The sequence below is a fragment of the Amycolatopsis deserti genome, from assembly GCF_014653945.1.
Taxonomy (GTDB): domain Bacteria; phylum Actinomycetota; class Actinomycetes; order Mycobacteriales; family Pseudonocardiaceae; genus Amycolatopsis_E; species Amycolatopsis_E deserti.
The window spans coordinates 1159666-1185391 of the sequence record NZ_BNAU01000002.1; the positions used below are offsets into that span (position 1 = coordinate 1159666).

Sequence of the window (25726 nt, forward strand, 5' to 3'; positions counted from 1 at the left end):
TTCTCCTCGTCGGGCGCCGGTCACGACGCGGCGGTGGCGGCCTGATCCGCGGCCGACCGCTTGAGCATCAGGCCGACGCGGGTGGCGTCGCAGACGATCTCGTCACGCTGGTTGATGCCCAGGTGCCGGAAGACGACGATGCCCGAGTCACCGCGACTCTTGGACTCGCGCTTGCTCACGATCTCGGTGCGCGCGCGGATGGTGTCGCCGTGGAACACCGGGTTCGGGAACTTGACCTCTTGGAAGCCGAGGTTGCCCAGCGTCGTGCCCTGCGTGGTGTCCGGAACCGTGACGCCGGAGACCAGGCCCAGGATGAACAGGCTGTTGACCAGCCGCTGGCCGAAGATGGTGTTCTTGCTGTACTCCGCGTCGAGGTGCAGCGGGGCGAGGTTCAGCGTCAGCGTGCTGAACAGCACGTTGTCCGCCTCGGTGACCGTCCGCCGGGTCGCGTGCTCGATCACCGCGCCGGGCTCGAACTCCTCGAAATACAGGCCGGGCATGCTAGCCTCCACTCCTTACGGAAAATATATTTTATGTTTACATGTCGGCGCAGCCTGGGTCAACCCCGGCGGCCCGGGAGCCCGGCAACCGCCCGATCACCTTGCTCTAACAAAGTATTAAATATAGTATCTTGCCATTCCGGCACGGCTCCCCCGCGGACGGCCCACCACGCCCGGAGAACCCGTTCACACACAGGAGGTGCCCGGATGGACTCCGGCCCCACCGTCGCCTCGGTGCTGCGCCGCGGCTACACCGAATTCGCCCACTTGCCCGCCGTCGTCGACGCGTCCGGGACGACCACCACCTACGCGGAGCTGGGCCGGGACGCGCGGCTCCTGGTGACCGGCCTGCGAAACCTGGGTGCCGTCCAGGGGGACCGCATCGTCGTCCTGACCAAGAACCGGCCGGAGTGCTTCACCCTGGACCACGCGCTGGCGATCGGCGGGTTCGTGCGCGTCGCGCTCAGCTACCGGCTGCACCCGAAGGAGATCGCCGACATCGTCGCCGACGCCGGGGCGCGCATCGTCGTCGTGGACGGTGAACGCGCCGGTGAAATCGCCGGCGCGGTGGGCGCGGACGTCACGCTGGTGAACTTCGACGGCGACGGGCCGGGCGTCCCCTACGGCTCGCTGTTCGGCGGCGAGGAAGCCGAACCCGCCGAGGTCTCCCCCGCCGACATCGCGTGGATGCCCTACACGTCCGGCACCAGCGGGCGCCCCAAGGGCGTCATCCACACCCACCACAGCCTGCTGTCGATCATCCGGAACGTGCTGGTCGAGCTGCCGGGGCTGGGCGATCGCGACGTCCTCGTGCACACCGCCCCGCTCACGCACCTCAGCGGATACGCGATGCTGGCCGGGTTCACGCGCGGCGCCCGCCAGATCGCCCTCGGCCGGTTCGAGCCGGCGGAGTACCTCCGCGTCGTCGAGAAGCACCGCGCGACGGTCCTGCCCCTGGTCCCGACGATGATCAACATGCTGCTGCCGGTCCTGGAGGCGGGCGAGGCCGACGTCTCCAGCGTGCACACCGTGCTCTACGGCGGCTCCCCCATCGCGCCGGACCGGCTGGCGCGGGCGATCAAGCTGTTCGGCCCGGTCTTCGTCCAGTCCTACGGGCTCACCGAGATGCCGTGGTCGTCCTGGCTGTCCAAACCGGACCACGTGTTCGACCCGGACGGCGAGCTGCCCGCCCGCCTCGGGTCGGCGGGCCGGGTGAGCCCGTTCATCGAGATGCGCCTGGTCACCCCCGGTGGCCGTCTCGCCGAGGACGGCGAGGAGGGCGAGATCCAGCTGCGCGGCGACGCCCGCATGGCCGGGTACTGGAACCTCCCGGACGAGACGGCGGCCGCCATCCTCGATGGCGGGTGGGTCGCCACCGGCGACGTCGGGCGCTTGTCCGAGGGCTACCTGCACGTCGTGGACCGCAAGAAGGACATGATCGTCTCCGGCGGGTTCAACGTCTACCCCGCCGAGGTCGAGAACGCCATCTACACGGTGCCCGGCGTGGCGGAGGTCGCCGTGGTCGGCATCCCCGACGAGCGGTGGGGCGAAACCGTGCACGCGGTGGTCGTCCCGCGCGGCGGGGCCACGGTGACCCAGGACGAGATCGACCGGGCCTGCCTGCGCGCGATCGCCGCCTACAAGCGCCCGCGCAGCGTCGAGTTCGTCAGCGAACTGCCGAAGACGGGCACCGGCAAGATCATGCGCCGCGCGGTGAAGGAACGGTACTGGCAGGGCCGGGCCCGGCTGGTCAACGGATGAAGGAGCACCGCATGCCGCAGGAGGACTTCGCGGACCTGGTCCGGCGAGCCGTCCGCGACGCGAACGTGCCGACGCTGCTGATGGTCCTGGTCCAGCTGACCGGGGACACGCGGTGGCTGGCGGACCCCTACCGGCCCACGCGGGGCCGCGGGCTGAGCGAAAACGACTCCGGCGGCCTCCCCGGGGACGTGCAGGAAGAGATCCGGCACGCCGCAGCGGACGCGATCATCGCCTGGCACGACGGACGCCCGATGGCGATCCCGGAGCCGGACGAGTCCCTGCTGACCCGGATGCTGTCCGTGGCGATGGGCGAGGAGATCCCCGCCGAATACGGTCCGATGATCGCCGACGACCTGCGCACCGCCCTGAACGCCGCGCCCGCCCTGCCGGACGTGCCGCGGCCCCCCGACGGGTTCTCCGCGATCGTCATCGGCGCGGGCATCTCGGGCATGCTCGCCGCGCACCACCTGCGGCAGGCCGGCATCGCCTGCACGATCATCGAGAGCGGCGAACGCGTCGGCGGGACCTGGTGGCACAACCGGTATCCGGGCTGCGGCGTGGACGTGCCGAGCCACCTCTACTCCTTCTCCGGCGTCGTCGCCGACTGGCCGTACTACTACGCCACCCGCGACGAGATCCACGCCTACCTGGAATCGGTCGCCGCCGAATGGGACATCCCCGGCTGCACCCGCTTCTCCACCCGGGCCACCGCGGCCCGGTGGGACGAAGCCGGCCGGCAGTGGTCGGTCGAGATCACCGGCCCGGACGGCACCCGCGAGGTGCTGCGGGCCGACATCCTGATCAGCGGGGTCGGCGCGTTCGGCAAGCCGAAGCTGCCGGACGTGCCGGGGCTCGACCGGTTCGCCGGCACGTGGTGCCACACCGCGACCTGGCCCGAGGGCCTGGACCTGGCCGGCAAGCGCGTCGGCGTGATCGGCAACGGCGCGAGCGCGATGCAGGTCGTCCCCGCGATCGCCGGTACCGCGGAGTTCCTCACCGTGTTCCAGCGGTCGGCCCACTGGGTGGCGCCGTTCGAGAAGTTCCGGGTGCCGGTCCCGGATCCGGTCCGGTTCCTGCTCCGCGAGGTCCCGCTGTACCGGTCCTGGTACCGGCAGCGGCTGGCCTGGGTGCTCAACGACACCCTCTACCAGGCGTTGCAGAAGGACCCGGACTGGCCGCACCAGGACCGGTCCATCAACGCGATCAACGAGGGCCACCGCCGGTTCTTCACCCGGTACATCTCCGCCGAACTGGCGGGCCGTCCCGACCTGGTCGAGAAGGTCACCCCGTCCTACCCGCCGTTCGGCAAGCGCATCCTGCTGGACAACGGCTGGTACCGCACGCTGAAGCGGGACGAAGTCGAGCTGGTGACCGACTCGATCGCCGAGATCACCGAGCACGGCATCCGGCTGGTGTCCGGACGCGAGGTCGAGCTGGACGTCATCGTGTTCGCCACCGGGTTCGACGTGGTGCGCTTCCTGTCGTCGGTGGAGCTGACCGGGCGCGGCGGCCGCACCCTCGGCGACGTCTGGCACGGCGACGACGCGCGTGCCTACCTGGGCACGACGGTGCCGGGCTTCCCGAACCTGTTCTGCCTCTACGGCCCCAACACCCAGGCCGGTCACGGCGGCAGCCTGATCTTCTACCTCGAGTGCCAGATGCGGTACGTGCTGAGCCTGCTCGGGCAGATGTTCGACGCGGGCGCCACGGTCGCCGAGGTCCGCGCCGAGGTCAGCGACAAGTACAACGAGGACGTGGACGCCGCGCACGAGCGGATGATCTGGACCCAGCCCGGGTTCACCACCTACTACCGCAACTCCCGCGGCCGCGTGGTGGTGGCCAACCCGTGGCGGGTCATCGACTGGTGGCAGATGACGAAGGAGGCCGTGCTGTCGGACTACCACCTCGACGGCCCCGGAGCAGGAGGTCCGCGATGACGAACCGGTTCACCGGCACGGTCGCGCTGGTCAACGCCGCCGCGGGGGCGGGGATCGGCGCGGCCGTCACCCGGCGCCTGCTGGCCGAGGACGCCACCGTGGTGATCACCGACGTGAGCGAGCGGCGGCTGGCGAAGTTCCAGGCGGAGCTGGCCCAGTCCGGCCACGGCGACCGGGTGCTCGCCCGCGTCGCCGACGCGGCCGACGAGCACGCGGTCGACGCGCTGCTCGCCGAGGTCGCCGACGTCCACGGGCGGCTGGACGTCCTGGTCAACAGCGTCGGGCTCAACCTGCTGGCGGAGTTCCCCGGCACCGGCCTGGACACCTGGCGCCGGGTCCTGGACACGTCGCTGACCTCGCACTTCCTGCACGCCCGCGCGGCCTGGCCGCTGCTGCGGAAATCGGCCGCCCCGGCCATCGTCAACATTTCCTCGCTCGCGGCCGAAGCCCCGGTGCCCTTCGGTGAGGTCGCCTACGCCGCGGCGAAGGCCGGTGTGCTCGGGCTGACCCGCGCACTGGCGGTGGAGGGCGCCCAGTGGGGGATCCGCTGCAACGCGGTCATCCCGGGCCTGATCTGGAACGAGCGCCTCACCGCCGGGGTCGCCGCCGAGTACGTCGACGCCTACCGCGCGCGGCGGCCGCTGGGCCGGGACGGCGAGCCGGACGAGGTCGCCGACGTGATCCTGTTCCTCGCCTCCGGCGACAGCCGGCACGTCACCGGCCAGGCGCTGCGGGTGGCGTCATGACACTGGAGGGAAAGGTCGCGCTCGTCACCGGGTCCGCCGGCGGTGTCGGCGTGGCGATCTGCCGCGCGCTGCGGGAGGCCGGGGCGCGGGTCGCGCTCACCGACGTCGACGGGTCCGCGCTGGACGAGGTTGCGAGCGGCCTCGGCGACGGCGCGGCCACCTTCGTCACCGATCTCGCCGACGACGACGCCGCGGCGGCCCTGCCGGCGCGGGTGCGGGACGAGTTCGGGTCGCTGGACATCCTGGTCAACAACGCCGGGGTCCGCCAGGTCGCCCCGATGCTCGAGCTCACGCCGGCGCAGTGGCGGCGCACGCTGGACGTCGACCTGGTCGCCCCGTTCGTGCTGTGCCGGGCCGCGATCCCGCTGATGGCCGAGCAGGGCCGGGGCAAGATCGTCAACATCGCCTCGATGGCCGGGCTCGCCGCGTTCCGCGACCGCGCGGCCTACAGCGCCGCCAAGGCCGGCCTGATCATGCTCACGAAGAACATCACGGTGGAGTTCGGCGACCGGGGCATCTGGTGCAACGCCGTCGCCCCCGGCGTCGTGGAGACCCCGATGACGAGCTTCTTCTTCGCCAGCCCCGGCATGACCTCCTCGATCCGCGCGAACACGCCGATGCGGCGCTGGTCGCGGCCCGAGGAGATCGCCCGGCCGGTGGTGTTCCTGAGCGGTCCGGACTCGGACTTCGTCAACGGGACGGTCGTCCCGGTCGACGGCGGCTGGACCGCCGGTTACTACGGGGCGGAGCTGTCCCCCCGGCCCGAGGAGGCATGACGTGATCTCCAACGCGCGACTGGAGGAGCTGTCGGCCAAGCAGGCGATCGCCGACCTGCTGCTGACCTACTGCCGCGGCATCGACCGGTGCGACGCCGCGCTCGTCAAGGAGGCGTTCTGGCCGGACGCCTACGACAACCACGGCGCGGACGCCGGCCCGGCGTGGGAGTTCGCCGACCGGATCGTCGCGGCGAAGCTCGCCACGACCGAGTGGACCACGCACGCGGTCACCAACCACCTCGTCGAGGTCGACGGCGACCGCGCGTTCTCCGAGGCCATCGTGCTGACCTTCCAGAAGCAGACCGGCAGCGACCAGGTCAACGTGTTCTGCGGCCGGTACGTCGACCGCGTCGAGCGGCGGGACGGGACCTGGCGCATCGCCTACCGCCAGATGATCCACGACTGGAGCGGCTCGACCGTGCTCGAACCGTGGGCGCTGTCCGGTGTGGCCAGTGGCGCCTTCGTCCAGGGCGGCCGGCGTGACGGCGACTTCGTCACCGGCGCGGGCCGCGACGCGCTGATGCACGACTGACCCGACGGGCACGGGAAAGGGGCGGAACGGCCCACGGCCGTTCCGCCCCTTTCCCGTAGCTCAGGACGCCAGCGCCTCGGCCATCTCCGGCGGCAGGCCGTAGGACTTGATCTCGACGTAGGCGTCGAAGCCCTCCAGACCGGCCTCACGCCCGATCCCGCTGCACTTGAACCCGCCGATGGGCGCGTGGAACCCGACGACGTTGCCGTTCAGTTCGACCGTGCCGGTGCGGATCCGGCGGGCGAACGCCAGGGCGTGCTCGGGGTCGGCGGTGAACACCGAGCCGTTGAGCCCGTAGGTGGAGTTGTTCGCGATGGCGGCGGCCTCGTCCTCGGTGTCGAAGGACAGCACGGACAGCACCGGGCCGAAAATCTCCTCCTGCGCGATGCGCATGTCCGGGGCGACGTCGGTGAAGATGGTCGGTTCGACGAACCAGCCGCGCTCCAGTCCCGCCGGGCGGCCACCGCCGACCAGCACCTTGGCGCCCTCGCCGCGGCCGATCTCGAAGTAGCTCTCCACAGTGGACCGCTGCCGCGCGCTCACCAGGGGGCCGACCTGGGTGACCGGATCGGCGGGGTCCCCGATCGGCATCTCCGCGACCATCGCGGTCAGCCGCTCCAGCAGCTCCCGCTCCCGGGTGCGCGAGACCACGATCCGGGTCTTGTTGCTGCACGCCTGGCCGGTGTTGCGCAACGACAGCGCCCGGATCTGCTGCACGGCCAGGTCGAGGTCGGCGTCGTCGAGGATGACCGCGGCGGACTTGCCGCCCAGCTCCAGCGTCACCCGCCGCAGGTCCTGCCCGCACAGTGCCGCGATCCGCCGCCCCGCGGCCGTGGAGCCGGTGAAGGACACCTTGTCCACGCCGGGGTGGGTGACGAGGTACTCGCTCACGTCGCGGTGCGCGGGCACGATGTTGACCACCCCGTCCGGCAGCCCGGCCGACTGCAGCATCTCCGCGAACAGGTAGGAGTCCAGCGGCGCCTCCGGCGACGGCTTCAGCACGACCGTGCACCCGGACAGCAGCGCGGGCCCCAGCTTCAGCATCGTCACCAGCAGCGGCGCGTTCCACGGGATCACCGCTCCCACCACGCCGACCGGTTCGCGCGTCACCAGCGCGTTGCCGGTGGCCGAGCGCCGCACCGTGGTCCACTCGTACCGCGGCGCCAGCTCGAGGAAGCTGTCCAGCAGCAGCCGCGCGCCGGCGGACTGCATGGTCCGGGAGAGGCTGATGGGGCAGCCCATCTCGTCGCTGACCAGCGCGGCCACGGTGTCCTGCTGCTCGGCCAGCGCGGCGCTGACCCGCCGGAGCACGTCACTGCGCTCCGCCAGGCTCATGCCGGGCCACGGGCCGCGGTCGAACGCCTCCCGCGCCGCGGCCACCGCACGGTCCACATCGGACCTCGACCCCGCGGGCACGCGCGCCACGACCTCTTCGGTGAACGGGGAGATCACCTCGATCTTCTCGTCGGTCGCCGGGTCCACCCACCGGCCGCCGATGAACAGCTTCGCGTAGTTTCCTTGCCAGACCATGTCGTTCTCCTTTGAACGGTGGGGAGTGGGATCAGCCGTGCCGCGCCACGGCTTCGGCGAGCTCGATGACGCCTTCGGCCGTCTTCACGTGGGCGAGGTCGATGTGCTGGCCTTCGAAGTCCACCGCCGCGCTGCCTTCGGCCTCGGCCTTGCGGAACGCGTCGATCATGCGCCGGTAGAACTCCACCTTCTCCGGCGACGGCGTGAAGACCTCGTTGGCCACCGCGACGTGGGAGGGGTGGATGCAGACCATCCCGCGGTAGCCGAGCCCGCGGTTGTCCTCGCAGAAGCGGCGGAACCCGTCGAGGTCCCGGATGTCCTGCCACACGCCGGCGAGCGGGTGGTGCAGGCCGGCCGCGCGGGCGGCGAGGACGATGCGGCTGCGCAGGTACAGGGTCTCCAGCCCGGCTGGGGTGAACTCGAACCCGAGCTCACGCCCGACGTCGGCGTTGGGACCGGTCGCGCCGAGCAGGCTGGCCACCCGCGGGCTGGCGGTGGCGATCTCCTCGCAGTGGGCCATCGACACCGCGGTCTCGTAGCTCACGATCAGCCCGACCGAGCCCGGCGCGAGCCCCTCCCGCTCCTCCAGGTGCGACACCACGGCGTCGATCCGCACGATCTCCTGCGCGTCGAACACCTTCGGCAGGAACAGCCCCGCCAGCCCCGGTCGCACCACGGCCTCCAGGTCGGCCCCGAGCAGGCCGCTGACGGAGCTGTTGGGCCGGACCCACAGGTCGGCCCGGGCGGCGTCGGCCAGCCGGTCCAGCGTCTCCGCGACGGTCTTGCGGGCGTCCGCCTTGTCCCCGGCGGGCACCGAGTCCTCGAGGTCGAGGATCACCGCGTCGGTACCCGAGGCGAGCGCCTTGTCGGCCCAAGTGGGCTTGTGGCCGGGGACGAACAGCAGGGAACGGTAGGGCTTCATCGGATGTCCTCCTTGACGGGACGGGAGAAGTCGGGCTTGCGGCGCTCGCGGTGGGACGCGAGGCCTTCGCGCACCTCGGGCCCGGCGAAGCCGTAGAACTCCAGCGCGAGCGAGGAGTCGAAGATGGCCCCGGCGATCTGCCGGTACCAGGCGTTGAGGGACTGCTTGGTCCAGCGGATCGCGGTGGGCGCCCCGGTGGCCAGCTCGCGGGCGATCTCCCTGGCGGTGGGCAGGAGGTCGGACTCCTCGTCGACGCAGAGCGAGACCAGGCCGATGCGCTCGGCTTCCTGGCCGGTGAGGGGCCGGCAGGTCATGAGGTAGTACTTGGCCTTGGCCATGCCGCACAGCAGCGGCCAGCACACGGCGGCGTGGTCACCGGCGGCGACGCCGAGGCGGGTGTGGCCGTCGACGATCTTCGCGCTCCGGGCGACCACGGACACGTCGGCCAGCACCCCGGCGACCAGCCCGGCTCCCACGGCGGGACCGTGGATGGCCGAGACCGTCGGCTTCGAGCAGTCGATGACGTTGTAGACCAGGTCCCGCGCCTCGCGCATGGTGCGCGTGCGGGTGTCGTAGTCGGTGGACAGCTTCTCGACCAGGTCGAACGAGCCGCCGGCGGAGAACGCCTTGCCCTCGCCGCGGAGCAGGACGGCGGCCACGTCGGGGTCGCGGTCGAACTCGCGCCAGATGTCGGCGAGGTCCGCGTGGGCGGCTTCGCTCACCGCGTTGAGATTGGGGGCGTCGAGGACCAGCTCGATGACCCCGTGTTCGTCGGGGCCCTCCACCCGCAGGTGGGGGAAACGTGCGTAGCGGCTCATGTGCTTCCTTTCCTGTCGCGGCCGAGGAAGAGCCCCTCCCGGTCGTAGTCGCGCAGCTCGGCGACGTCCTCGGCGGTCACCGGCCGCAGCTCGCGGACGTCCTCGGCCACCTTCAGGTCCCAGCCGCAGCGAGTGCGCACGGCGGCGATCCGCTCGGCGAGCGGCTCCGGCCCGGGGGCGATGTGGGTGAGGACCAGGTCGCCGTCGCGCATGGTCAGCGTGCCGGCGTCGGTGACCACGGCGCGGACGCGCGCGCCGGGGCTGGTGACGTAGTCGCACTGCTCGATGAACCGGCGGGGACTCAGCGTGCCGACGACGAGGGTTTCGTCGGCGTTGGTGACGACGTCGTTCGCGCCGCCGGACCCGACGAGGTGGGGGCCGCCGGCGATCTTGGTGGTGTTGATGTTGCCGTGGCGGTCGATCTCGGCCGCGCCGACGCACGCGATCGAGCGGGTGCGCGGCCCGTTGACCAGGGTGCCCAGCACCTGCTCGGTGTCCAGCAGCATCGAGGCGGTCGGGAAGTTGGCGAAGCTGAAGATGAACGGGTCGCCGGGGGTGGGGGTGTAGTCCCACAGCCCGAGTTCGGCGGCCAGCGCGACCTCGTGACCGGCGGCTTTCGCCCGCGCGACGCCGACCCACGCCGCGAGGTTGGCCAGCCCGGCCCCGGCCAGCACGGCGGCCGCGCCGGTGGCCGCGATGCGCTCGCCCAGCAGGTCGGCGAGCCAGACCGCCGCGCGCTCGGCGGGGGTCGGCGGTCCGCCGTGGCCGTCGCCGCGCGGCACCAGCGACGGCCCGCCGGCCGCTCGCACCAGCTCCGCCAGCCGGTCGCCGCCGAGTTTCGCCAGGTATGCCTCGTGATCGGCGGGTTCGAGGATCCACTCGCGGATCCAGTCGTCGAACCGCTCGGAGCGGGTGGCGGTGCGCACATCGATCCAGAAGGGGACGTCCTCGGCGTAGCCCCGCACCGGCAGCGCGGCCCCCGCCGGACCGGCGAACACGCCGCCCGGGTGGGCACCGAACGGCGCCTCCACGACGGCGAGCACCCGGTGGGCGGGGATCCGCACCAGCGGCGACCAGGCACGCAGATCGTCGACCACCTTCTCCACGGTGGCGAGCACCCCGCGCCGGGCGGCGAACGCACCGATCGAGCCTTCGAACATCGGCGGGGCGATCGCCAGGTTGCCCTGCCGGTCGGCCACCGCGGCGTGCACCACCGCGATGTCGGGGGCCAGGGGCGCGACCAGGCCGACCCGGCCGAACCGGGTGTCCACTTCGTCGTAGGCGTCGTTGGCGGCCATCGACGAGCCGCGCACCGAACCGGTCACCACCGCGGGCACCCCGGTGGCGGCGGCCCGCAGCCGCTGGATGAAGCTCAGGAACGACCAGTTCTCCACCTGCACCGCGCCAGAGCCGTAGGCCTGCTGGAAGACCGGGTTGGGCGTGAACACGGGGAACGAGTCTCCCGAGTAGACGGTGACGACCCGCTCCAGGCAGCCGGCGCGGAACAGCACGGCCCCGAGCGAGGACAGGCTCGCCATGATCAGGGTGAAGGCCGACGGCCTGCCCCAGTGCTGCCGCGCGATCTCCCGGACCAGGGCGCTCCACCGGGAGTGGCCCATCATCACGTGGATCGCGTCGCCCGGCCGGACGTGGCGGGCCACCGCCTCGTCCAGCCGGCAGAAGTCGGTCGCCAAGCCGGCACCCCCGTTCCTCGCCACGTTCGCCGCCTGACCATATAATATATTTTACGTTTCGACGAGTGCGCTGGGCCACACTCCGGCTCACCCGGCCGCGTCGTCCCAGAACCCGCGCTCCTCGAGCAGCGCCACCGCGCGGTTCCCGCCGCGCAGGAAGTGGTCCTCGGTGAGCTTGCGGGCCACGTCCCCGGCCCCCGCCCGCAGCGCGTCGATGATCTCCCGGTGGTCGGCGTGCGCCGCGGCCGACCACTGGGCGTGCGATTCGTAGAACCCGTGCGGGATCGCGCTGCCCAGCACCTTCAGCTCCGAAACGAGCCGGCGCGAGCGCGAGGCCCGGTTGATCACCCGGTGGAACTCGAAGTTGAGCAAGTCCAGCCGCTCGCTCGACACCTCCGTCTCCATCCGCGCGGCGATCTCGTCGAGCGCCTCCAGGCTGGCCGGCGACATCCGCGCGGCCGCCCGCTCGGCCGCGAGGCCGGAGATCACGCCGAGCATCCAGTACTGGTCGCGGACGTCCTCCCGGGACAGCCTGGCGACGAACGCCCCGCGGCGTGGCACGACCTCGATGATCCCCTCGACCTCGAGCGCGATCAGCGCCTCCCGGACCGGGAGCTTGCTGATCCCGAGCCGCTCCGCCACCGCGTCCTGGTCGATCCGGACCCCCGGGCGCAGCACCCCGGCGAAGACCTGCCGGCGGATCTCCTGGGCGGCGGCTTCCTTGAGACTGGCCGGGAGAGCCACCCGCCGCGACCTCGGGAAGACCGAGTTGTCCAGTACCATGTCCGCCCTGCCTTCCGTCGACCACCGCGGATACACATCATAATATATTTTACTTCAGCAGCACCGAGCGACGTGATAAAATATTTTCCATGACCACTCCCCCGGCCGTGAGCCACGAGGACTTCCGACCGATCCTGGAGCTGGTGCGCGACTTCGTCCGGACGAAGGTCGTGCCCCGCGAGCAGGAGATCGCCGAAACCGATGCGATACCGGACGACCTGCGCAAACAAGTCGCGGAAATGGGCCTGTTCGGCTACGCCATCCCCCAGGAGTGGGGTGGCCTGGGCCTGGACCTGACCCAGGACGTCGAACTGGCCATGGAGTTCGGCTACACGTCGCTGTCACTGCGGTCGATGTTCGGCACCAACAACGGCATCGCCGGGCAGGTGCTGGTGAACTTCGGCACCGCCGGGCAGAAGGCGGAGTGGCTGGAGCGCATCGCCTCCGGCGAGGTGGTGGCCTCCTTCGCCCTGACCGAGCCGGGCGCCGGGTCCAACCCGGCCGGCCTGCGCACCCGGGCCGCCCGCGACGGGGACGACTGGGTCATCGACGGGCAGAAACGCTTCATCACCAACGCCCCGATCGCCGATCTGTTCGTCGTGTTCGCCCGCACCCGTCCGGCCGACGAGACGGGGCCCGGCATCGCCGTGTTCCTGGTGCCGGCCGGCACGCCGGGGGTCGAGGTCGGCGTCAAGGACCGCAAGATGGGCCAGGAGGGCGCCTGGACGGCGGACGTGGTGTTCTCCGGCGTCCGGGTGCCCGGTTCGGCCCTGGTGGGCGGGGACGAGGCGGCCGGCTACCGGGCGGCGATGACCTCGCTGGCGCGGGGACGTGTGCACATCGCCGCGCTGGCCGTCGGCACCGCTCAGCGCGCGCTCGACGAATCCGTCGCCTACGCCGCCTCGGCCACCCAGGGCGGCACCCCGATCGGCGACTTCCAGCTGGTCCAGGCGATGATCGCGGACCAGCAGACCGGCGTGATGGCCGGCCGCGCCCTGGTGCGGGACACCGCGCGGCGTTACGTTTCCGGGGAGGACCGCCGTGTCGGCCCCTCCGCGGCGAAGCTGTTCTGCACCGAGATGGCGGGCAGGGTGGCCGACCTGGCGGTGCAGATCCACGGCGGCACCGGGTACATGCGCGAGGTGCCGGTCGAGCGCATCTACCGCGACGTGCGTCTGCTGCGCCTCTACGAAGGCACCAGCGAGATCCAGCGCCTCATCATCGGTGGCGCCCTCATCCGCAACGAAAGGACGGGACGATGAAGCTCAACGAGGACGAGGAGCAGATGGTCGCTCTCGTCTCGGAGTTCGTCGACGAGCGGGTGCGCCCGCGGGTGCGCGAGTTCGAGGAGGACGACATCTACCCCGGCGAGTTCATCGACGAGATGAAGAAGCTGGGGTTCTTCGGGCTCCTGGCGCCCGCCGAGTACGGCGGCGTGGACGTCTCCACCGCCTGTTTCGCGCGCGTGACCGAGGAGCTGGCCCGCGGCTGGATGAGCCTGGCCGGCGCCATCGGCGGGCACTCCGTCATCACCTACCTGATCAAGACGTTCGGCACCCCGGAGCAGCGCGAGAAGTACCTGCCGAAGATGGCCGAGGGGACCATCCGCGCGACGATGGCGCTCACCGAACCCGGCGGCGGCAGCGACCTGCAGGCGATGCGCACCCACGCCGTCGCGGTCGACGGCGGGTGGTCGATCACCGGGTCGAAGACGTGGATCTCCAACGCCGCCCACTCCGGCCTGATCGGGCTGCTGTGCATCACCGATCGCGAGGCGAAGCCGGCCCACCGCGGGATGAGCGTGCTGCTGGTCGAGCCGGGCGAGGGCCTGACCATCTCCAAGAAGCTGCCCAAGCTCGGCTACCGCGGCGTGGAGGCGTGCGAGCTGGTGTTCGACGGCCGCACGGTGCCGGAGGAAGCGGTCCTGGGCGGCACCCCGCACCAGGGCTGGGCGCAGATGATGCGCGGCCTGGAGGTCGGCCGCATCCAGGTCGCCGCGCGCGCCCTCGGCGTGGGACAGGCGGCGCTCGACGCGGCGGTCCGCTACGCCCAGGAGCGGGAGTCCTTCGGCAAGCCGATCTGGAAGCACCAGTCCGTGGGCAACCTGCTCGCCGACATGGCCACCCGCATGCGCGCGGCCCGGCTGCTGACCCTGGACGCCGCGGAGCGGCTCGACGCCGGCGAGCGGGCCGACATGGAGGCCGGCATGGCGAAGCTGTTCGCCTCGGAAGCGGCCATGCAGGTCGCGCTCGACGCCATCCGCGTGCACGGCGGGTACGGCTACTCCAAGGAATACGACGTCGAACGCTACTTCCGCGACGCTCCGCTGATGATCGTCGGCGAGGGCACCAACGAGATCCAGCGCAACGTCATCGCCGCCCAGCTCATCGCCCGCAACCGGATCTGAGGGAGAGACATGTCCTTGCTGACCGACCGGACCGCCGTCGTCACCGGCGCCGCCCAGGGCATCGGGTTCGCCATCGCCGAGCTGTTCGCCGCCCACGGGGCCCGCGTGGTGATCGGCGACCTCGACGGCGACGCGGCCGTCCTCGCCGCCAAGCGCATCGGGGGCCCGGACGTCGCGCGCGGCGTCCGTTGCGACGTGACCGTGGCCGACGACGTGGACGCCCTGCTGGCGGCCGCGGAGTCGGCGTTCGGGCCCGTCGACGTCATGGTCAACAACGCCGGCATCACCCGCGACGCGACGATGCGGACCATGACCGAGGAACAGTTCGACCAGGTGATCGACGTGCACCTCAAGGGCAGCTGGAACGGCACCCGCAAGGCCGCCGCGATCATGCGGGAACGCAAGCGCGGCGCGATCGTCAACATCTCCTCCCTGTCCGGCAAGGTCGGGATGGCCGGCCAGACGAACTACTCGGCGGCCAAGGCCGGGATCGTCGGCCTGACCAAGGCCGCGGCCAAGGAACTCGCCCACCACGGGGTCCGGGTCAACGCGATCCAGCCCGGCCTGATCCGCACCGCGATGACCGAGGCCATGCCGCAGAAGGTGTGGGACCAGAAGATGGCCGAGATCCCGATGCGGCGTGCCGGCGAGGTGTCCGAAGTGGCCTCCGTCGCCCTGTTCCTCGCCAGCGACCTGTCCTCCTACATGACCGGCACGGTGCTGGAAGTGACCGGCGGACGGTTCATGTGATGCGCGTGTTCGCCGGGATCGACGAGGTGAAGGCCGCGCTCGGCGAGGAGCTCGGCCCCAGCGAGCCGCTGGAGATCGACCAGGACCGGATCGGCGCGTTCGCCGGCGCCACGGGCGACCACCAGTGGATCCACGTCGATCCCGAGCGTGCCGCGAACGGCCCCTTCGGCACCACCATCGCGCACGGGTTCCTCACGCTGTCGCTGCTCCCGTGGTTCGGGCAGCGGCTGTTCCGGCTGGACTTCGGCACCACGCGGATCAACTACGGCCTGAACAAGGTCCGCTTCCCCACGCCGGTGCCCGTGGGATCGCGCCTGACCGCGACGGCGACGTTCACCGACGTCCGCGAGGGCCCGGCCGGTGCCACCCTCACGGTGCGGTACGCGGTCACCGCCGAGGGCGCGGCCAAGCCGGCGTGCGTGGCCGAAATGCTCCTGCTGGTGGTCTGAACACGCGAACGGGCCGGGACGCGCGAGGTGTCCCGGCCCGTTCTCCCGCGCCGTCAGTCGTGCCGGATGACGCCCCGGATGTTCTTGCCCTCGTGCATGTCCCGGTAGCCCTGGGTCACCTCGTCGAGGGTGTAGGTCCGGGTCACCAGCTCGTCCAGCTTGAGCGCGCCGTCCCGGTACAGCTGCAGCTGGCGGCGGATGTCCCAGGTCGGGTTCGAGTGGCCGAACAGCGTGCCCTGCAGGCGTTTCTGCGACAGGGCGAGATCGCCGAGCGCCACCTGCGCGCCGACCTCGGCCAGCGGGGCCATCGCGGTCACCACGCACGTGCCGTCCTTGCGGATCGCGGCGAGCCCCTGCCCCACGTGCTCGGCGGTGAGCACGCCCACGGTGAGGATCGCCGAATCGGCGCCCTGCCCGTTGGTGAACTGGCGGGCCAGCTCGGCCGCCTCGTCCATCGTCTCCACCGCGTGGGTGGCGCCGAAGGTCGGCGCGCTCTCCCGCTTGAACGGGACCGGGTCCACGGCGATGATCGTCGTCGCGCCCGCGTGCGCCGCGCCCTGCAGCGCGTTGACGCCGATGCCGCCGGCGCCCATCACGATCACCGTGTCGCCCGGCTGCACCGCGGCGGCGTTGACCGCCGACCCCCACCCCGTCCCGACGCCGCAGCCGACCAGGCAGGCCTTGTCGAGCGGGATGTCGTCGTCGATCTTGACCACCGAGTCCAGCGACACCGTGGTCGTGGAGACGAACGTGGAGATGCCGCACATCTGCCCCACCGGCGTGCCGTCCGCGGTGTGCAGCCGGTAGGTGCCGTCCGTCCAGCGCGGGCCGGCGAGGATTCCCGCCCCCAGGTCGCACAGGGCCTGCCGCCCCGAGGCGCAGAACCGGCAGTGCCCGCACACCGGCACCGCGAGGAAGACGACGTGGTCGCCCTCCTTGATCCCCTTGCGGTTCGGGTGCGCCTTGGTCACCACACCAGCGCCCTCGTGGCCGCCGGCGAACGGGTACGTGCCGACGGGGATGTCCCCCGTCGCGATGTGGTCGTCGGAGTGGCACAGCCCCGACGCCACCACCTTCACCTGGACCTCGTCCGGCTGCGGGTCGTCCAGTTCGAGGTCGACGACCTCGTACTCGCCCGGCGCCTCGCGCACGATCGCCCCACGGGTCAGCACAGTCTGGTCTCCTTCGGTCGTCGTTCAGGCGGCGACGAGCGTCGCCGCCAGACCTTGCCCACCGCCGATGCACATCGTCGCCAGGCCGCGGCGGCCGCCACGGCGGCGCAGCTCGTGCAGCAGCGTGGTGACCATGCGCATGCCGGTCGCGCCGATCGGGTGGCCGAGCGAGATGCCCGAGCCGTTGACGTTGAGCCGGTCGTGGTCGTGCCAGCCCCAGCCCTCCAGGACGGCCAGCACCTGCACCGCGAACGCTTCGTTGAGCTCCACCAGGTCCACGCCGTCGAGCAGGGCCGCGGTGCCGGTGCCGGTGCGCGCCGCCAGCTTGGCGACCGCGGGGACGGGCCCGATGCCCATCCGGGCGGGATCGCAGCCCGCCGCCGCCCACGCGTCCAGGTATCCCAGTGGTTCCAGGCCGAGCGCCTCCAGCCGGTCCTCGGCGACGACCAGGCACGCGGCGGCCGCGTCGTTCTGCTGGCTGGCGTTGCCCGCGGTGACGGTGCCGCCGGGGGTCACCGGGCGGAGCCGGGCCAGCGACTCCGGCGTGGCGTCGGGGCGCACGCCCTCGTCGGTGGTGACCAGCAGCGGGTCGCCCTTGCGCCGCGGCACCTCGACCGGCACCACCTCCGCGTCGAACCGGCCGTCCTTCCAGGCGGCCGCGGCGCGCTGATGGCTGCGCGCGGCGTAGGCGTCGGCCCGGTCCCGGTCGATGCCGTAGTCCGCGGCCAGGTTCTCCGCCGTCTCGATCATCCCGGAGATCCGGCCGAACCTCGCCTCCGGCTGCGACCGCTCCCGGCCCCGGTCGAGCCGGTCGTAGAGCTGCACCGTGCCCGCCCTGGCGCCCCACCGGGTCGCGGTCGAGTAGTACTCGATCCGGCTCATCGACTCGACACCGCCGGCGAGGACCACGTCCGCCGCACCGGTCTGGACCATCATCGACGCCGTCACCAGCGCCTGCAGTCCCCCGCCGCAGCGGCGGTCGAGCTGCATGCCGGGCACGCCGATCGGCAGCCCGGCGTGCAGGGCCACCCAGCGGCCCACGCACGGCACCTCGGAGTTGGCGTAGGACTGGGCGAAGACCACGTCGTCGATCCGCTCCGGATCGACGCCCGAGGTGGCGACCACCTCGCGGACCACGGCGGCCGCGAGGTCTTCGACGGGCAGGTCGCGCAGCGCTCCGCCGAACGAGCCGACGGGGGTGCGCAGAGGGCTGACGATCGCGGCGCGTCGCACGGGTTCTCCTCGATGGTGTCCGGATGGGGTGGTGGGCGGGTCAGATCTCGAAGACCGCCTTGCCGCCGGTCTGCTTGTCGAACTCCCGGTAGGCGCGCTCGGCGTCGGCGAGCTGCCACCGGTCGGTGAACAGCTTGTCCACCTCGACGCCGTGCCGGGCGACGAACCGCGCGCAGTCCGCCTGCCCGGCGATGGAGAAGGTGTAGGAGCCGAGGATGGTCAGCTGCTTGCGGATGACCTCGGGGCTGACGTTCAGCGTCACCTCACCGCCTTCCCCGACGAACGCGACCCGGCCCCACCGCGCGGCGGCGCGGACCGCGGCGGCGCGGGCCGCCGGCGCGCCCGAACAGTCCAGTGCGCGGGTCACGCCCTTGCCGCCGGTGAGTTCGCGGATGGCTTCGACGGGGTCGCTCGCGCTGGAGTCGATGGCGTGGGCCGCGCCGAACTCCGTCGCCTTGGCCACCCGCTCCGCGGCGATGTCCACCGCGATCACCTCGGCCCCCATCGCGGCGGCCAGTTGCACCGCGGACTGCCCGACCGGGCCCTGGCCGAAGATCGCGATGGTGTCGCGCGCGGTGAGGTCCAGCCGGACCAGTGCACCGAAGGCGGTGCCGGTCCCGCAGGAGATGGCGGCGCCGGCGGTGAAGCTCAGTTCGTCCGGGAGCGGGACGAGCGTGCGCGCCGGGACCTTCAGGTAGTCGGCGTGGCCGCCGTGCGCGGTCGCGCCGAAGATCGCCGCACCCCGCTCGCACATCTGCGTCCAGCCGGTGCGGCACAGGTCGCAGAAACCGCACCCGTCGTAGTGGAAGACCATGACCCGGTCGCCTTCGCGGAAGCGCGTGACGTCCGGGCCGGCCGCCGCGACGACCCCGCACGGCTCGTGGCCGGCGATGATCCGGGCCCCGTCGCCGGAGAGCCCGAACGCCGCGAGCGCCTCGCCCGCGGGCGCGCGGTAGAACTTGAGGTCGCTGCCGCACATCCCGGAGGCCTTCATCTCCAGGACGACCTCGCCGGGCCCGGGGACCGGGTCGTCGAACGAGGCGATCTCCAGCTCGCGTTCACCGTTGAACACCACTCCGCGCATCTTCAGTCCTTCCGGGTCGCCACGCGTTCGACGAGGGCGACCTTGACGTGGTCCGGTCGTTTCAGTGAGCCCTCGGGCACCAGCTCGACGAGGCACTTGACGTTCAGCGCCGAGCGGAGGCGGGCTTCCAGGTCCGCGCGCAGGTCCTCCTGACGCGCCGGCGGCAGGTCCGCGGCGTGCTCGACCACCAGCGGCAGCGGCCGCTGCGTGGTGTGCCCGGGGAAGTCCGCGCGGATGCGCATCTCGCCCGTCGCCGCCGGGACGAACCGCTGCACCAGGTCCTTGACGGCCGAGGGGAACACGTTGATGCCGCGCACGATCAGCATGTCGTCGGTGCGGCCGACGCAGCGCACCTTGTAGCCGGTGCGGCCGCACGAGCAGCCGGTCCCGGTGACGACCACGTGGTCGCGGGTGCGGAAGCGCAGCAACGGCGAGGCCCGCCGCCGCAGCGCGGTGTAGACCAGCTCGCCGGTGGCCCCTTCGACGGGTTCGACGCGCTGTCCGGTGTCCGGGTCGATCAGCTCGGCGATCATCAGGTCCGGGGACAGGAAGTGCATGCCGTCCCCGGCCTCGCACTCGCCCCAGTAGGTGCAGGCGATGTCGGTGCCGCCGAGCATCTCGCGCACGGTGGCGCCCCAGAGGCGTTCCAGGTTGCCGCGCACACTCGGCAGCCCGCCACCGGGTTCACCGCCGACGCTGATCGTGCGGACGCCGAGTTCGGTGGCCGGGCGGCCGACGACGCCGGGTGCCTGTTCGGCGAGGTGGGCCAGGAAGTAAGGCGTGCCGATGATCCCGGACGGGCGCTGGTCGGCCTGCACGCGCAGCAGCCGCTCGGCGCCGGCCTCCGCCCCGATCGGGATGTCGACGACACCCATGTACTGCAGGATCTGCACGATCGGCAGGCCCCCGACGAACCCCTTGCTCATCCCGAAGGCGTGCAGGACCCGGTCGCCGGGCCGGAACCCGTTGGCGTACAGGGCGCGCGCCCCCAGCTCGCACCACGTGCCCACGTCGCTCGCGGTCAGCCCGACGTAGGACGGGCTGCCCGTGGTGCCCGAGGACGCCTGGATCTGCACGATCTCCGCGGCGGGCGCGGCCACGTGCCGGCCCAGCGGGGGTGCGGCCGCCAGGCTGTCGCGCAGCTCCTGCTTCTCGGTGAAGGGCAGGCCCTGGAGATCGTCGACGGTGGTGATGCCGCCCGGATCGACGCCGTGTTCGGCGAACTTGGCCCGGTAGAACTCGCTGTGCGCGGCCAGGTAGGCGATCTGCTCGCGGAGCCGCTCGTCCTGCACGCGCCGCGCCTGCTCCGCGGGGAGTGTCTCGGCCGCGCTCCAGTGCTCGCCGGAGTGCGGCTGGCGGGGGAAGGTGTGCACTGCGCCGCCCCTGGTCAGCGCTTGGCCGGGAGCATGGTGGTCACGACGGTGGCCGGCTGGTCACCGCGGTTGCTCCAGGAGTGCTTGTTGCCCCGGTTGATGATCGTGTCACCGGGCCGCAACAGCGTCTCGCCGGTTTCGAACACCGCGTACAGCTCACCCGACACCACCGTGACCACGTCGACCGTCTCGGTGGCGTGCATACCCATGACCTCCGCGTCGCCGGCGTTGGCGTCCTCACCGTGCAGCGCGTCGATGGAAGCGCTGTAGGTTTCCGGGTCGATCTCGCTGTCCGGCGGGAACGTGGCCAGCCGCACCACCAGGCCGTTCGCCGGCGGGTCCAGCTCCACCTCCCCGGTCAGCGTGTCGCCGTCGTCCACATGGGACGGCAGGCGGTCCACCCGCCACACGTCGTTCACGGTGAACCCGGGCAGCGCCACGCGGGTGGCGGTGTCCTCGTCCACCAGGATGGCCGACCGGCCGTTCTCGTCGACCCCGGTCACGACCCGGCGCGCCCGCACGTTCGTGTGTTCACCAGCCATCGCCCACTCCTTTGTGCCGCTGTCTTGAAATTAAATATATTATGTCCTGCGAGCGCATGTCAACGTCACCAGCCGACGGCACGCCGCCCGTCGAACTCGGCGAACTGCTGCCGCCGGCGCCGCTCAGGCGGGGTCGAACTCAATCGTCGCCGGGTCGACCACCGCTCCCCCGCCGTCGGCGACGAGCACGTGCCCGGTCACGATCGAGGCGTCCGGTGAAGCGAGGAACGCGCACACCGACGCGATCTCCGCCGGCTCGGCGACCCGGCGCAGCGGCACGTGCGCGGCGACGCGCTCGTAGGCCTGCTCCAGGGTGATCCCCTCGCGCTGGGCGAGGTAGGTCATCGCTCCCTCACCGAGCGGGGTGCGCACCCAGCCGGGGCACACCCCGTTCACGCGCACGCCCTTGGGCCCGTACTCGCGGGCCAGCCACCGCACCAGCCCGATCACCCCGGCCTTGGCGGCGCTGTAACCGGCGGTGCCGGGCGGGCCGGACAACAGCCCCGCCGTGGAGGCGATCATCACCAGCGATCCGCGGCGCCGCACCAGGTGCGGCATGACCTCGCCGGCCAGGAAGAAACCGCCGTGCAGGTTCACGTCGAACGCCGAGAACCACGCCGGGTCGCCCTTCGGGCTCGCCCCGCCGGAGATCGCGGCGCCCTGCGCGGCCACGACCGCGTCCAGCCCGCCCAGTTCCGCGACGGCCTGCTGCACCACCTCGTGCACGGCGTCGCGCTGGGTGCCGTCGGCGGGCAGTGCGAGGCCGCCGATTTCGTCGGCCACCTCCTTGAGCCGGTCGGCGTTGATGTCGGTGAGGGCGACCTTGGCCCCGTCCGCGGCGAAGCGGCGGGCCGTCGCCGAACCCACGCCCCCGGCGGCTCCGCTCACCAGGACCAGTTCCGGTTTCCTGCTCATGTCGGCGTCTTCTCTCCGTTCAATTCGGATTCGATGTGGGCGAACGCCTCGCGCAACCGGTACTTGAGGATCTTGCCGGAGGCGTTGCGGGGTAGCTCGTCCGAGATGAGGAAGTACTTGGGGACCTTGTAGCCGGCCAGCCGTTCCCGGCAGAAGGCGCGCAGCGCGTCCGGTTCCGGCAGCTGCCCGGCCTCGGGCACCACGATCGCGCACCCGACCTCGCCGTAGCGGGAGTCCGGGACCGCGACGACCGCCGTCTCCAGCACCTGCGGGTGGGCCGCCAGGACCTTCTCCACCTCGGCCGGGTAGATGTTCTCCCCGCCGCTGCGGATCATGTCCTTGGCGCGGCCGGACAGGTGCAGGAAACCGTCGGCGTTGACGTACCCGAGGTCGCCCGTGCGGCACCACCCGTCGTGGAAGGTGGCGCGGGTGGCGTCCGGGCGGTTCCAGTACCCCTGGCTCACCGCCGGGGACCGGACCTCGATCTCGCCGACCTCGCCCGCCGCGGCCTCCCGGCCCTCCGGCGTGACGACCCGCGCCTGGGCGAGCGGCAGCGGGCGGCCGATGCTCTTCGGCTGGGCGAGGAAGTCCCGGTCCTCCAGCGTGGTGGCGATGGCGCCGCCCTCGGTGAGCCCGTAGACCTGGGTGAGCTTTACCTCCGGCAGCCGGCGCTTGACCTCCTCGGCGACCGAGGGCATGACCATGTCGCCGCCGAGGATGAACCGGCGCAGCGACGGCGGCAGCACCCGTTCCAGGTCGTCCCGGTGCAGCAGCTCGTTGAGCATGAACGGGAACAGCAGGCAGTCGGTCACCCGCTCCGCCCGCAACACCGCCAGCAGCCGGTCGACGGTGAAGTTCCCGGAGGGCAGGAAGACCGCCGTGCCGTGCATCAGCAGCGCCGGTGCGACGAACGCCTCGAACCCGCCGGCGTGGTACAGCGGACCCGGCACGAGCGAGACGGTCTCCTCGCCGAACTGCCACCGCAGCGCCTGCGCCGTCGCGATGGCCACGGTGTTGCCGTGAGTCCACACCGCACCTTTCGGGCTGCCGGTCGTGCCCGACGTGTAGAGCAGGCTCATCGGGTCGTCCCCGGTCACCTCGGGCAGCTCGTCCGGGGTGAGCGGCTCCGCCTCGCGGAACACCTCGAACGGCCGCGCCCAGTCCGGCACCGGGTCGCCCGAGTCGGGCAGCACCACGTACGTGCCCACGCCCGCCTGGTCGCGCACCGGGTCGAGGCGGCCGGTCAGGCTGCTGTGGACGACGACCACGGAGGTCCCGGAATCGGCCAGGACGAACGCCAGCTCCGCCGGAGCGAGCCGGAAGTTCAGCCGGACGGTGATCACGCCCAGGCGCGCGGCCGCCAGGAACAGCGGCGGGTACTCCGCGTCGTTGAACAGCAGCAGACCGAGCCGGTCGCCCTTGCGCAGGCCCAGTTCCCGCAGCGCCCGCGCGTACCGCAGCGTCTTGTCGTGCAGTTCGCCGTAGGTGATCCGGTCCCGGCCGTCGAAGCTGAACGCGATCCGGTCCGGGCCCGCCGCCGGCACCCGGGCGATCACCGAGTCCAGGATCCAGCTGAAGTTCATCCCGCACTCCCCGTTCCGCCGGAGGGGCCGAGCAGGATCTGCTTGAGCTCGGTGAACTCGCAGATCCCCTCCGGCCCGGCCTCGCGTCCCCAGCCCGACCCCTTCATCCCGCCGAACGGGGCGGTGAGCGCCGGGCCGAACGCGTTGACCGCGACCGAGCCGGCCCGGATCCGGCGGGCGTAGGCGACGCCCTTGTCACGATCCGCCGTGTAGACGCTCGCGGCGAGGCCGTAGCTGGTGTCGTTCGCAAGGCGCAGGCCGTCCTCGTCGTCGCGGTAGGTCAGCACCGCCGTCACCGGCCCGAACACCTCGTTGCGGGCCAGGTCGGAGTCCCGCGCCACGTCGGTCACGAGCGTCGGCTCGAAGTACCACCCGGCGTCGAACCCGGCAGGCCGCCGGCCACCCGCCACCACGCGCGCGCCGTCGGCCACGGCCCGCGCCACGAACCCCTCGGCACGCTCGACCACCGAGGGCGCCGCCACCGGGCCGATCTGCGTGCGCGGGTCCAGCGGGTCCCCGATGCGCAGCCCCTCCCACGCCTGCCGCAGCAGCTCGACGACCTCGTCGTGGCGCCGCTCCGGCACGAGGATCCGGGACAGCGCGGCGCAGATCTGGCCGGCGCCGCTGGTCGCGCCGGGCACCAGCGTCTTCAGCACGACCGTGAGGTCGGCGTCGTCGAGGATCAGCGCCGGGGACTTCCCGCCCAGCTCCAGGTGCGTGCGGGCGAACCGGTGGCGCGTGGACTCGATGATCTGCTGGGCGGCGGCCCGGCCGCCGGTGAGCGACACCATGTCGACGTGCGGGTTCGCGCTCAGCTCACGGCCGATCTCCACATCGCCGCAGAGGATGCTCAGCGCGCCGGCCGGGAACCCGGCGCCGGCCGCGCACTCGGCGATGATCCGCATGATCAGCTGCGACTCGACCGCCGCCTTCACCACCACCGGGCAGCCCGCGAGCAGCGCGGGCAGCGCCTTGCTCGCCATCGTCACCAGCGGCCCGTTGTAGGCCATGATGGCGGCCACCACGCCCGCCGGCTCGCGGCGGACCACGACGTCGCCGAGCGCCGATCCGCGGACCGTGTCGCGCAGGATGTCCTCGGCGCTGTCCAGCAGGGTCCGCCACGCCCCCACCGCGGCGAAGCGGTGCAGGGTGCGGCTGTAGCGGACCGGCATCCCGGACTCGACCGCCCAGACCGTGCCCATGTCGTCCAGGCGCGCCTCCATGGCCGCGCAGAACCGGGCGCAGATCTCGACCCGGCCGGCCACGGGCATCTCCGCCCACGACGCCAGCCCGTCAGTGCGGGCGGCCTCGACCGCGGCCTGCGCGTGCTTGACCGAGGGCAGGCCGACCGTCGCGACCGGCCGCCCGGTGCTCGGCGAGACGATCCGGTACTCGCCGTCGGCAGGCACCCACTCCCCCGCCACGAACACCTCGTCGGCGTGCGGGACGGTCACCCCGGCGACGTCCATCACGCACCCGCCGCCGGGAAGAACGGGCTCACCGGGCGCAGGAACATCGAGCCGAACGGCGGCCGCATGAACTCCGGGAGCACCATCTCGCCGGAGATCAGCTGCCGCTTGACCGACTCCCGCATGGGGTCCAGCGGGCCGGTGGTCTCGTAGATCGCCAGGTGGCTGACCTCGGGGGTCACCACCCCGGGCAGCGGCTTGACGTCGGAGAGCACGAACCGCTGGGCGCGCACGAAACCGGGCGCGGACAGGATCTGCGGGATGTGCTCCTCGTCGTACCACTTGTCGTAGGCGGCGGCATCCTCCGGCCGGTGGCTGAACACCAGCCACAGGTGCCGGTCGTCGAGGCTGTCCAGCGCCGCGTGGCGCTCCGAGTGGTGCGGTTCGCTGACCGGGCGCAGGAACAGCGCCGTGAACGGCTGGACCATGAAGTCCGGCAGCACCATCTCCCCCGACATCAGCATCCGCTTCACCTCCTCGCGGAAGCGCGCCGGGCTGCCGTCGAGTTCGTACAGGGCGGCGTGCCCGAAGTCGACCGGCTCGGTGCCGGGCAGCGGTTTGGTGTCCGCGACCACGAACCGCTGGGCGCCGACCATCCCCGGCGAGTCCATCACCTGCGGGATGTGCTCCTCGTCGTACCACTTGTCGAAGGTGGCGCGCTCGCCGGTGAAGGTGGAGAAGGCGAAGAACAGGTTCCGGTCGTCGAAAGCAGGGACAGTTGCAGTCATCGTCGATCCTCGTCGTCGTTGG

At 72.0% G+C, this 25726-nt stretch carries 24 protein-coding genes; 9 read left to right on the top strand and 15 right to left on the bottom strand.

Annotated features, from left to right (window positions below):
• Nucleotides 1-20: 20 nt before the first annotated feature.
• Nucleotides 21-500: a MaoC family dehydratase gene (locus IE290_RS13890; protein WP_167115395.1), complete on the bottom strand. Its 480-nt coding sequence runs from the start codon at nt 498-500 to the stop codon at nt 21-23.
• A gap of 207 nt (nt 501-707) precedes the next feature.
• On the opposite strand from IE290_RS13890, the gene IE290_RS13895 reads away from it, so the two are divergent.
• Genes IE290_RS13895 through IE290_RS13915 form a run of 5 tightly spaced genes read left to right on the top strand, consistent with a single transcriptional unit; the run spans nt 708 to nt 6252 of the window.
• Nucleotides 708-2261, top strand: a complete 1554-nt coding sequence (locus tag IE290_RS13895) for a class I adenylate-forming enzyme family protein (RefSeq protein WP_191244940.1) — start codon at nt 708-710, stop codon at nt 2259-2261.
• 11 nt (nt 2262-2272) lie between these two features.
• A complete protein-coding gene (locus IE290_RS13900) occupies nt 2273-4198 on the top strand; it encodes a flavin-containing monooxygenase (RefSeq protein WP_229874466.1) in 1926 nt (641 codons plus the stop codon).
• Nucleotides 4195-4944, top strand: a complete 750-nt coding sequence (locus tag IE290_RS13905) for an SDR family NAD(P)-dependent oxidoreductase (protein WP_191244942.1) — start codon at nt 4195-4197, stop codon at nt 4942-4944. The genes IE290_RS13900 and IE290_RS13905 overlap by 4 nt, the downstream gene beginning before the upstream one ends.
• Nucleotides 4941-5720 carry an SDR family NAD(P)-dependent oxidoreductase gene (locus IE290_RS13910; RefSeq protein ID WP_191244943.1) on the top strand — a complete coding sequence of 260 codons (780 nt, stop codon included), beginning with the start codon at nt 4941-4943 and terminating at the stop codon, nt 5718-5720. The genes IE290_RS13905 and IE290_RS13910 overlap by 4 nt, the downstream gene beginning before the upstream one ends.
• A 1-nt stretch (nt 5721) precedes the next feature.
• Nucleotides 5722-6252 (top strand): nuclear transport factor 2 family protein, encoded by a 531-nt coding sequence (locus tag IE290_RS13915; protein WP_167115410.1) that lies wholly within the window; start codon nt 5722-5724, stop codon nt 6250-6252.
• A 60-nt stretch (nt 6253-6312) separates the two neighbouring features.
• On the opposite strand, the gene IE290_RS13920 is transcribed toward IE290_RS13915, so the two are convergent.
• The 5 genes from IE290_RS13920 to IE290_RS13940 all read right to left on the bottom strand — a co-directional run bounded on the left by IE290_RS13920 (nt 6313) and on the right by IE290_RS13940 (nt 11960).
• Nucleotides 6313-7782 carry an aldehyde dehydrogenase gene (locus tag IE290_RS13920; RefSeq protein ID WP_191244944.1) on the bottom strand — a complete coding sequence of 490 codons (1470 nt, stop codon included), beginning with the start codon at nt 7780-7782 and terminating at the stop codon, nt 6313-6315.
• A 31-nt stretch (nt 7783-7813) separates the two neighbouring features.
• Nucleotides 7814-8704: an HpcH/HpaI aldolase/citrate lyase family protein gene (locus IE290_RS13925; protein WP_191244945.1), complete on the bottom strand. Its 891-nt coding sequence runs from the start codon at nt 8702-8704 to the stop codon at nt 7814-7816.
• Nucleotides 8701-9522 carry an enoyl-CoA hydratase/isomerase family protein gene (locus IE290_RS13930; RefSeq protein ID WP_191244946.1) on the bottom strand — a complete coding sequence of 274 codons (822 nt, stop codon included), beginning with the start codon at nt 9520-9522 and terminating at the stop codon, nt 8701-8703. The genes IE290_RS13925 and IE290_RS13930 overlap by 4 nt, the downstream gene beginning before the upstream one ends.
• On the bottom strand, nt 9519-11216 hold the full coding sequence (locus IE290_RS13935) for a CoA-transferase (protein ID WP_191244947.1): 1698 nt from the start codon (nt 11214-11216) through the stop codon (nt 9519-9521). The genes IE290_RS13930 and IE290_RS13935 overlap by 4 nt, the downstream gene beginning before the upstream one ends.
• A gap of 87 nt (nt 11217-11303) precedes the next feature.
• A complete protein-coding gene (locus IE290_RS13940) occupies nt 11304-11960 on the bottom strand; it encodes a GntR family transcriptional regulator (RefSeq protein WP_229874467.1) in 657 nt (218 codons plus the stop codon).
• Nucleotides 11961-12088: 128 nt separating this feature from the next.
• Between IE290_RS13940 and IE290_RS13945 the strand changes: the two genes are divergently transcribed.
• From IE290_RS13945 to IE290_RS13960, 4 genes are read left to right on the top strand one after another with little or no spacing between them, the layout of a single operon-like run.
• Nucleotides 12089-13261, top strand: coding sequence for an acyl-CoA dehydrogenase family protein (locus tag IE290_RS13945; protein WP_191244949.1), 1173 nt, complete (start codon nt 12089-12091; stop codon nt 13259-13261).
• Nucleotides 13258-14406 carry an acyl-CoA dehydrogenase family protein gene (locus IE290_RS13950; RefSeq protein ID WP_191244950.1) on the top strand — a complete coding sequence of 383 codons (1149 nt, stop codon included), beginning with the start codon at nt 13258-13260 and terminating at the stop codon, nt 14404-14406. The genes IE290_RS13945 and IE290_RS13950 overlap by 4 nt, the downstream gene beginning before the upstream one ends.
• A 9-nt stretch (nt 14407-14415) precedes the next feature.
• Nucleotides 14416-15156 (top strand): 3-oxoacyl-ACP reductase FabG, encoded by a 741-nt coding sequence (fabG, locus tag IE290_RS13955; protein WP_191244951.1) that lies wholly within the window; start codon nt 14416-14418, stop codon nt 15154-15156.
• Nucleotides 15156-15605, top strand: a complete 450-nt coding sequence (locus tag IE290_RS13960) for a MaoC family dehydratase (protein WP_191244952.1) — start codon at nt 15156-15158, stop codon at nt 15603-15605. The genes fabG and IE290_RS13960 overlap by 1 nt, the downstream gene beginning before the upstream one ends.
• A gap of 53 nt (nt 15606-15658) precedes the next feature.
• On the opposite strand, the gene IE290_RS13965 is transcribed toward IE290_RS13960, so the two are convergent.
• The 9 genes from IE290_RS13965 to IE290_RS14005 all read right to left on the bottom strand — a co-directional run bounded on the left by IE290_RS13965 (nt 15659) and on the right by IE290_RS14005 (nt 25704).
• On the bottom strand, nt 15659-16777 hold the full coding sequence (locus tag IE290_RS13965; protein WP_191244953.1) for an NDMA-dependent alcohol dehydrogenase: 1119 nt from the start codon (nt 16775-16777) through the stop codon (nt 15659-15661).
• A 24-nt stretch (nt 16778-16801) separates the two neighbouring features.
• Nucleotides 16802-18010 carry an acetyl-CoA C-acetyltransferase gene (locus tag IE290_RS13970; RefSeq protein ID WP_191244954.1) on the bottom strand — a complete coding sequence of 403 codons (1209 nt, stop codon included), beginning with the start codon at nt 18008-18010 and terminating at the stop codon, nt 16802-16804.
• A 40-nt stretch (nt 18011-18050) separates the two neighbouring features.
• A complete protein-coding gene (locus IE290_RS13975; protein ID WP_191244955.1) occupies nt 18051-19094 on the bottom strand; it encodes a zinc-dependent alcohol dehydrogenase family protein in 1044 nt (347 codons plus the stop codon).
• 2 nt (nt 19095-19096) lie between these two features.
• Nucleotides 19097-20467 carry a phenylacetate--CoA ligase family protein gene (locus IE290_RS13980; RefSeq protein ID WP_191244956.1) on the bottom strand — a complete coding sequence of 457 codons (1371 nt, stop codon included), beginning with the start codon at nt 20465-20467 and terminating at the stop codon, nt 19097-19099.
• A 14-nt stretch (nt 20468-20481) separates the two neighbouring features.
• Nucleotides 20482-21009 (bottom strand): cupin domain-containing protein, encoded by a 528-nt coding sequence (locus tag IE290_RS13985; RefSeq protein WP_191244957.1) that lies wholly within the window; start codon nt 21007-21009, stop codon nt 20482-20484.
• Between the two features lie 123 nt (nt 21010-21132).
• Nucleotides 21133-21924, bottom strand: coding sequence for an SDR family NAD(P)-dependent oxidoreductase (locus IE290_RS13990; protein WP_191244958.1), 792 nt, complete (start codon nt 21922-21924; stop codon nt 21133-21135).
• Entirely contained in the window at nt 21921-23507 is a 1587-nt protein-coding gene (locus IE290_RS13995; RefSeq protein ID WP_191244959.1) for a class I adenylate-forming enzyme family protein, read from the bottom strand. Before IE290_RS13995 ends, IE290_RS13990 begins: the two co-directional genes overlap by 4 nt.
• A complete protein-coding gene (locus IE290_RS14000) occupies nt 23504-24976 on the bottom strand; it encodes an aldehyde dehydrogenase family protein (protein WP_191244960.1) in 1473 nt (490 codons plus the stop codon). Before IE290_RS14000 ends, IE290_RS13995 begins: the two co-directional genes overlap by 4 nt.
• A complete protein-coding gene (locus tag IE290_RS14005; RefSeq protein ID WP_191244961.1) occupies nt 24976-25704 on the bottom strand; it encodes a hypothetical protein in 729 nt (242 codons plus the stop codon). The genes IE290_RS14000 and IE290_RS14005 overlap by 1 nt, the downstream gene beginning before the upstream one ends.
• Between the last annotated feature and the right edge of the window lie 22 nt (nt 25705-25726).

Coding starts and splice junctions, on each gene's coding strand:
- IE290_RS13890 (WP_167115395.1), bottom strand. CDS start 500: ATGCCCGGCCTGTATTTCGAGGAGTTCGAGCCCGGCGCGGTGATCGAG.
- IE290_RS13895 (WP_191244940.1), top strand. CDS start 708: ATGGACTCCGGCCCCACCGTCGCCTCGGTGCTGCGCCGCGGCTACACC.
- IE290_RS13900 (WP_229874466.1), top strand. CDS start 2,273: ATGCCGCAGGAGGACTTCGCGGACCTGGTCCGGCGAGCCGTCCGCGAC.
- IE290_RS13905 (WP_191244942.1), top strand. CDS start 4,195: ATGACGAACCGGTTCACCGGCACGGTCGCGCTGGTCAACGCCGCCGCG.
- IE290_RS13910 (WP_191244943.1), top strand. CDS start 4,941: ATGACACTGGAGGGAAAGGTCGCGCTCGTCACCGGGTCCGCCGGCGGT.
- IE290_RS13920 (WP_191244944.1), bottom strand. CDS start 7,782: ATGGTCTGGCAAGGAAACTACGCGAAGCTGTTCATCGGCGGCCGGTGG.
- IE290_RS13925 (WP_191244945.1), bottom strand. CDS start 8,704: ATGAAGCCCTACCGTTCCCTGCTGTTCGTCCCCGGCCACAAGCCCACT.
- IE290_RS13930 (WP_191244946.1), bottom strand. CDS start 9,522: ATGAGCCGCTACGCACGTTTCCCCCACCTGCGGGTGGAGGGCCCCGAC.
- IE290_RS13945 (WP_191244949.1), top strand. CDS start 12,089: ATGACCACTCCCCCGGCCGTGAGCCACGAGGACTTCCGACCGATCCTG.
- IE290_RS13950 (WP_191244950.1), top strand. CDS start 13,258: ATGAAGCTCAACGAGGACGAGGAGCAGATGGTCGCTCTCGTCTCGGAG.
- fabG (WP_191244951.1), top strand. CDS start 14,416: ATGTCCTTGCTGACCGACCGGACCGCCGTCGTCACCGGCGCCGCCCAG.
- IE290_RS13960 (WP_191244952.1), top strand. CDS start 15,156: ATGCGCGTGTTCGCCGGGATCGACGAGGTGAAGGCCGCGCTCGGCGAG.
- IE290_RS13975 (WP_191244955.1), bottom strand. CDS start 19,094: ATGCGCGGAGTGGTGTTCAACGGTGAACGCGAGCTGGAGATCGCCTCG.
- IE290_RS13985 (WP_191244957.1), bottom strand. CDS start 21,009: ATGGCTGGTGAACACACGAACGTGCGGGCGCGCCGGGTCGTGACCGGG.
- IE290_RS13990 (WP_191244958.1), bottom strand. CDS start 21,924: ATGAGCAGGAAACCGGAACTGGTCCTGGTGAGCGGAGCCGCCGGGGGC.
- IE290_RS13995 (WP_191244959.1), bottom strand. CDS start 23,507: ATGAACTTCAGCTGGATCCTGGACTCGGTGATCGCCCGGGTGCCGGCG.
- IE290_RS14000 (WP_191244960.1), bottom strand. CDS start 24,976: ATGGACGTCGCCGGGGTGACCGTCCCGCACGCCGACGAGGTGTTCGTG.
- IE290_RS14005 (WP_191244961.1), bottom strand. CDS start 25,704: ATGACTGCAACTGTCCCTGCTTTCGACGACCGGAACCTGTTCTTCGCC.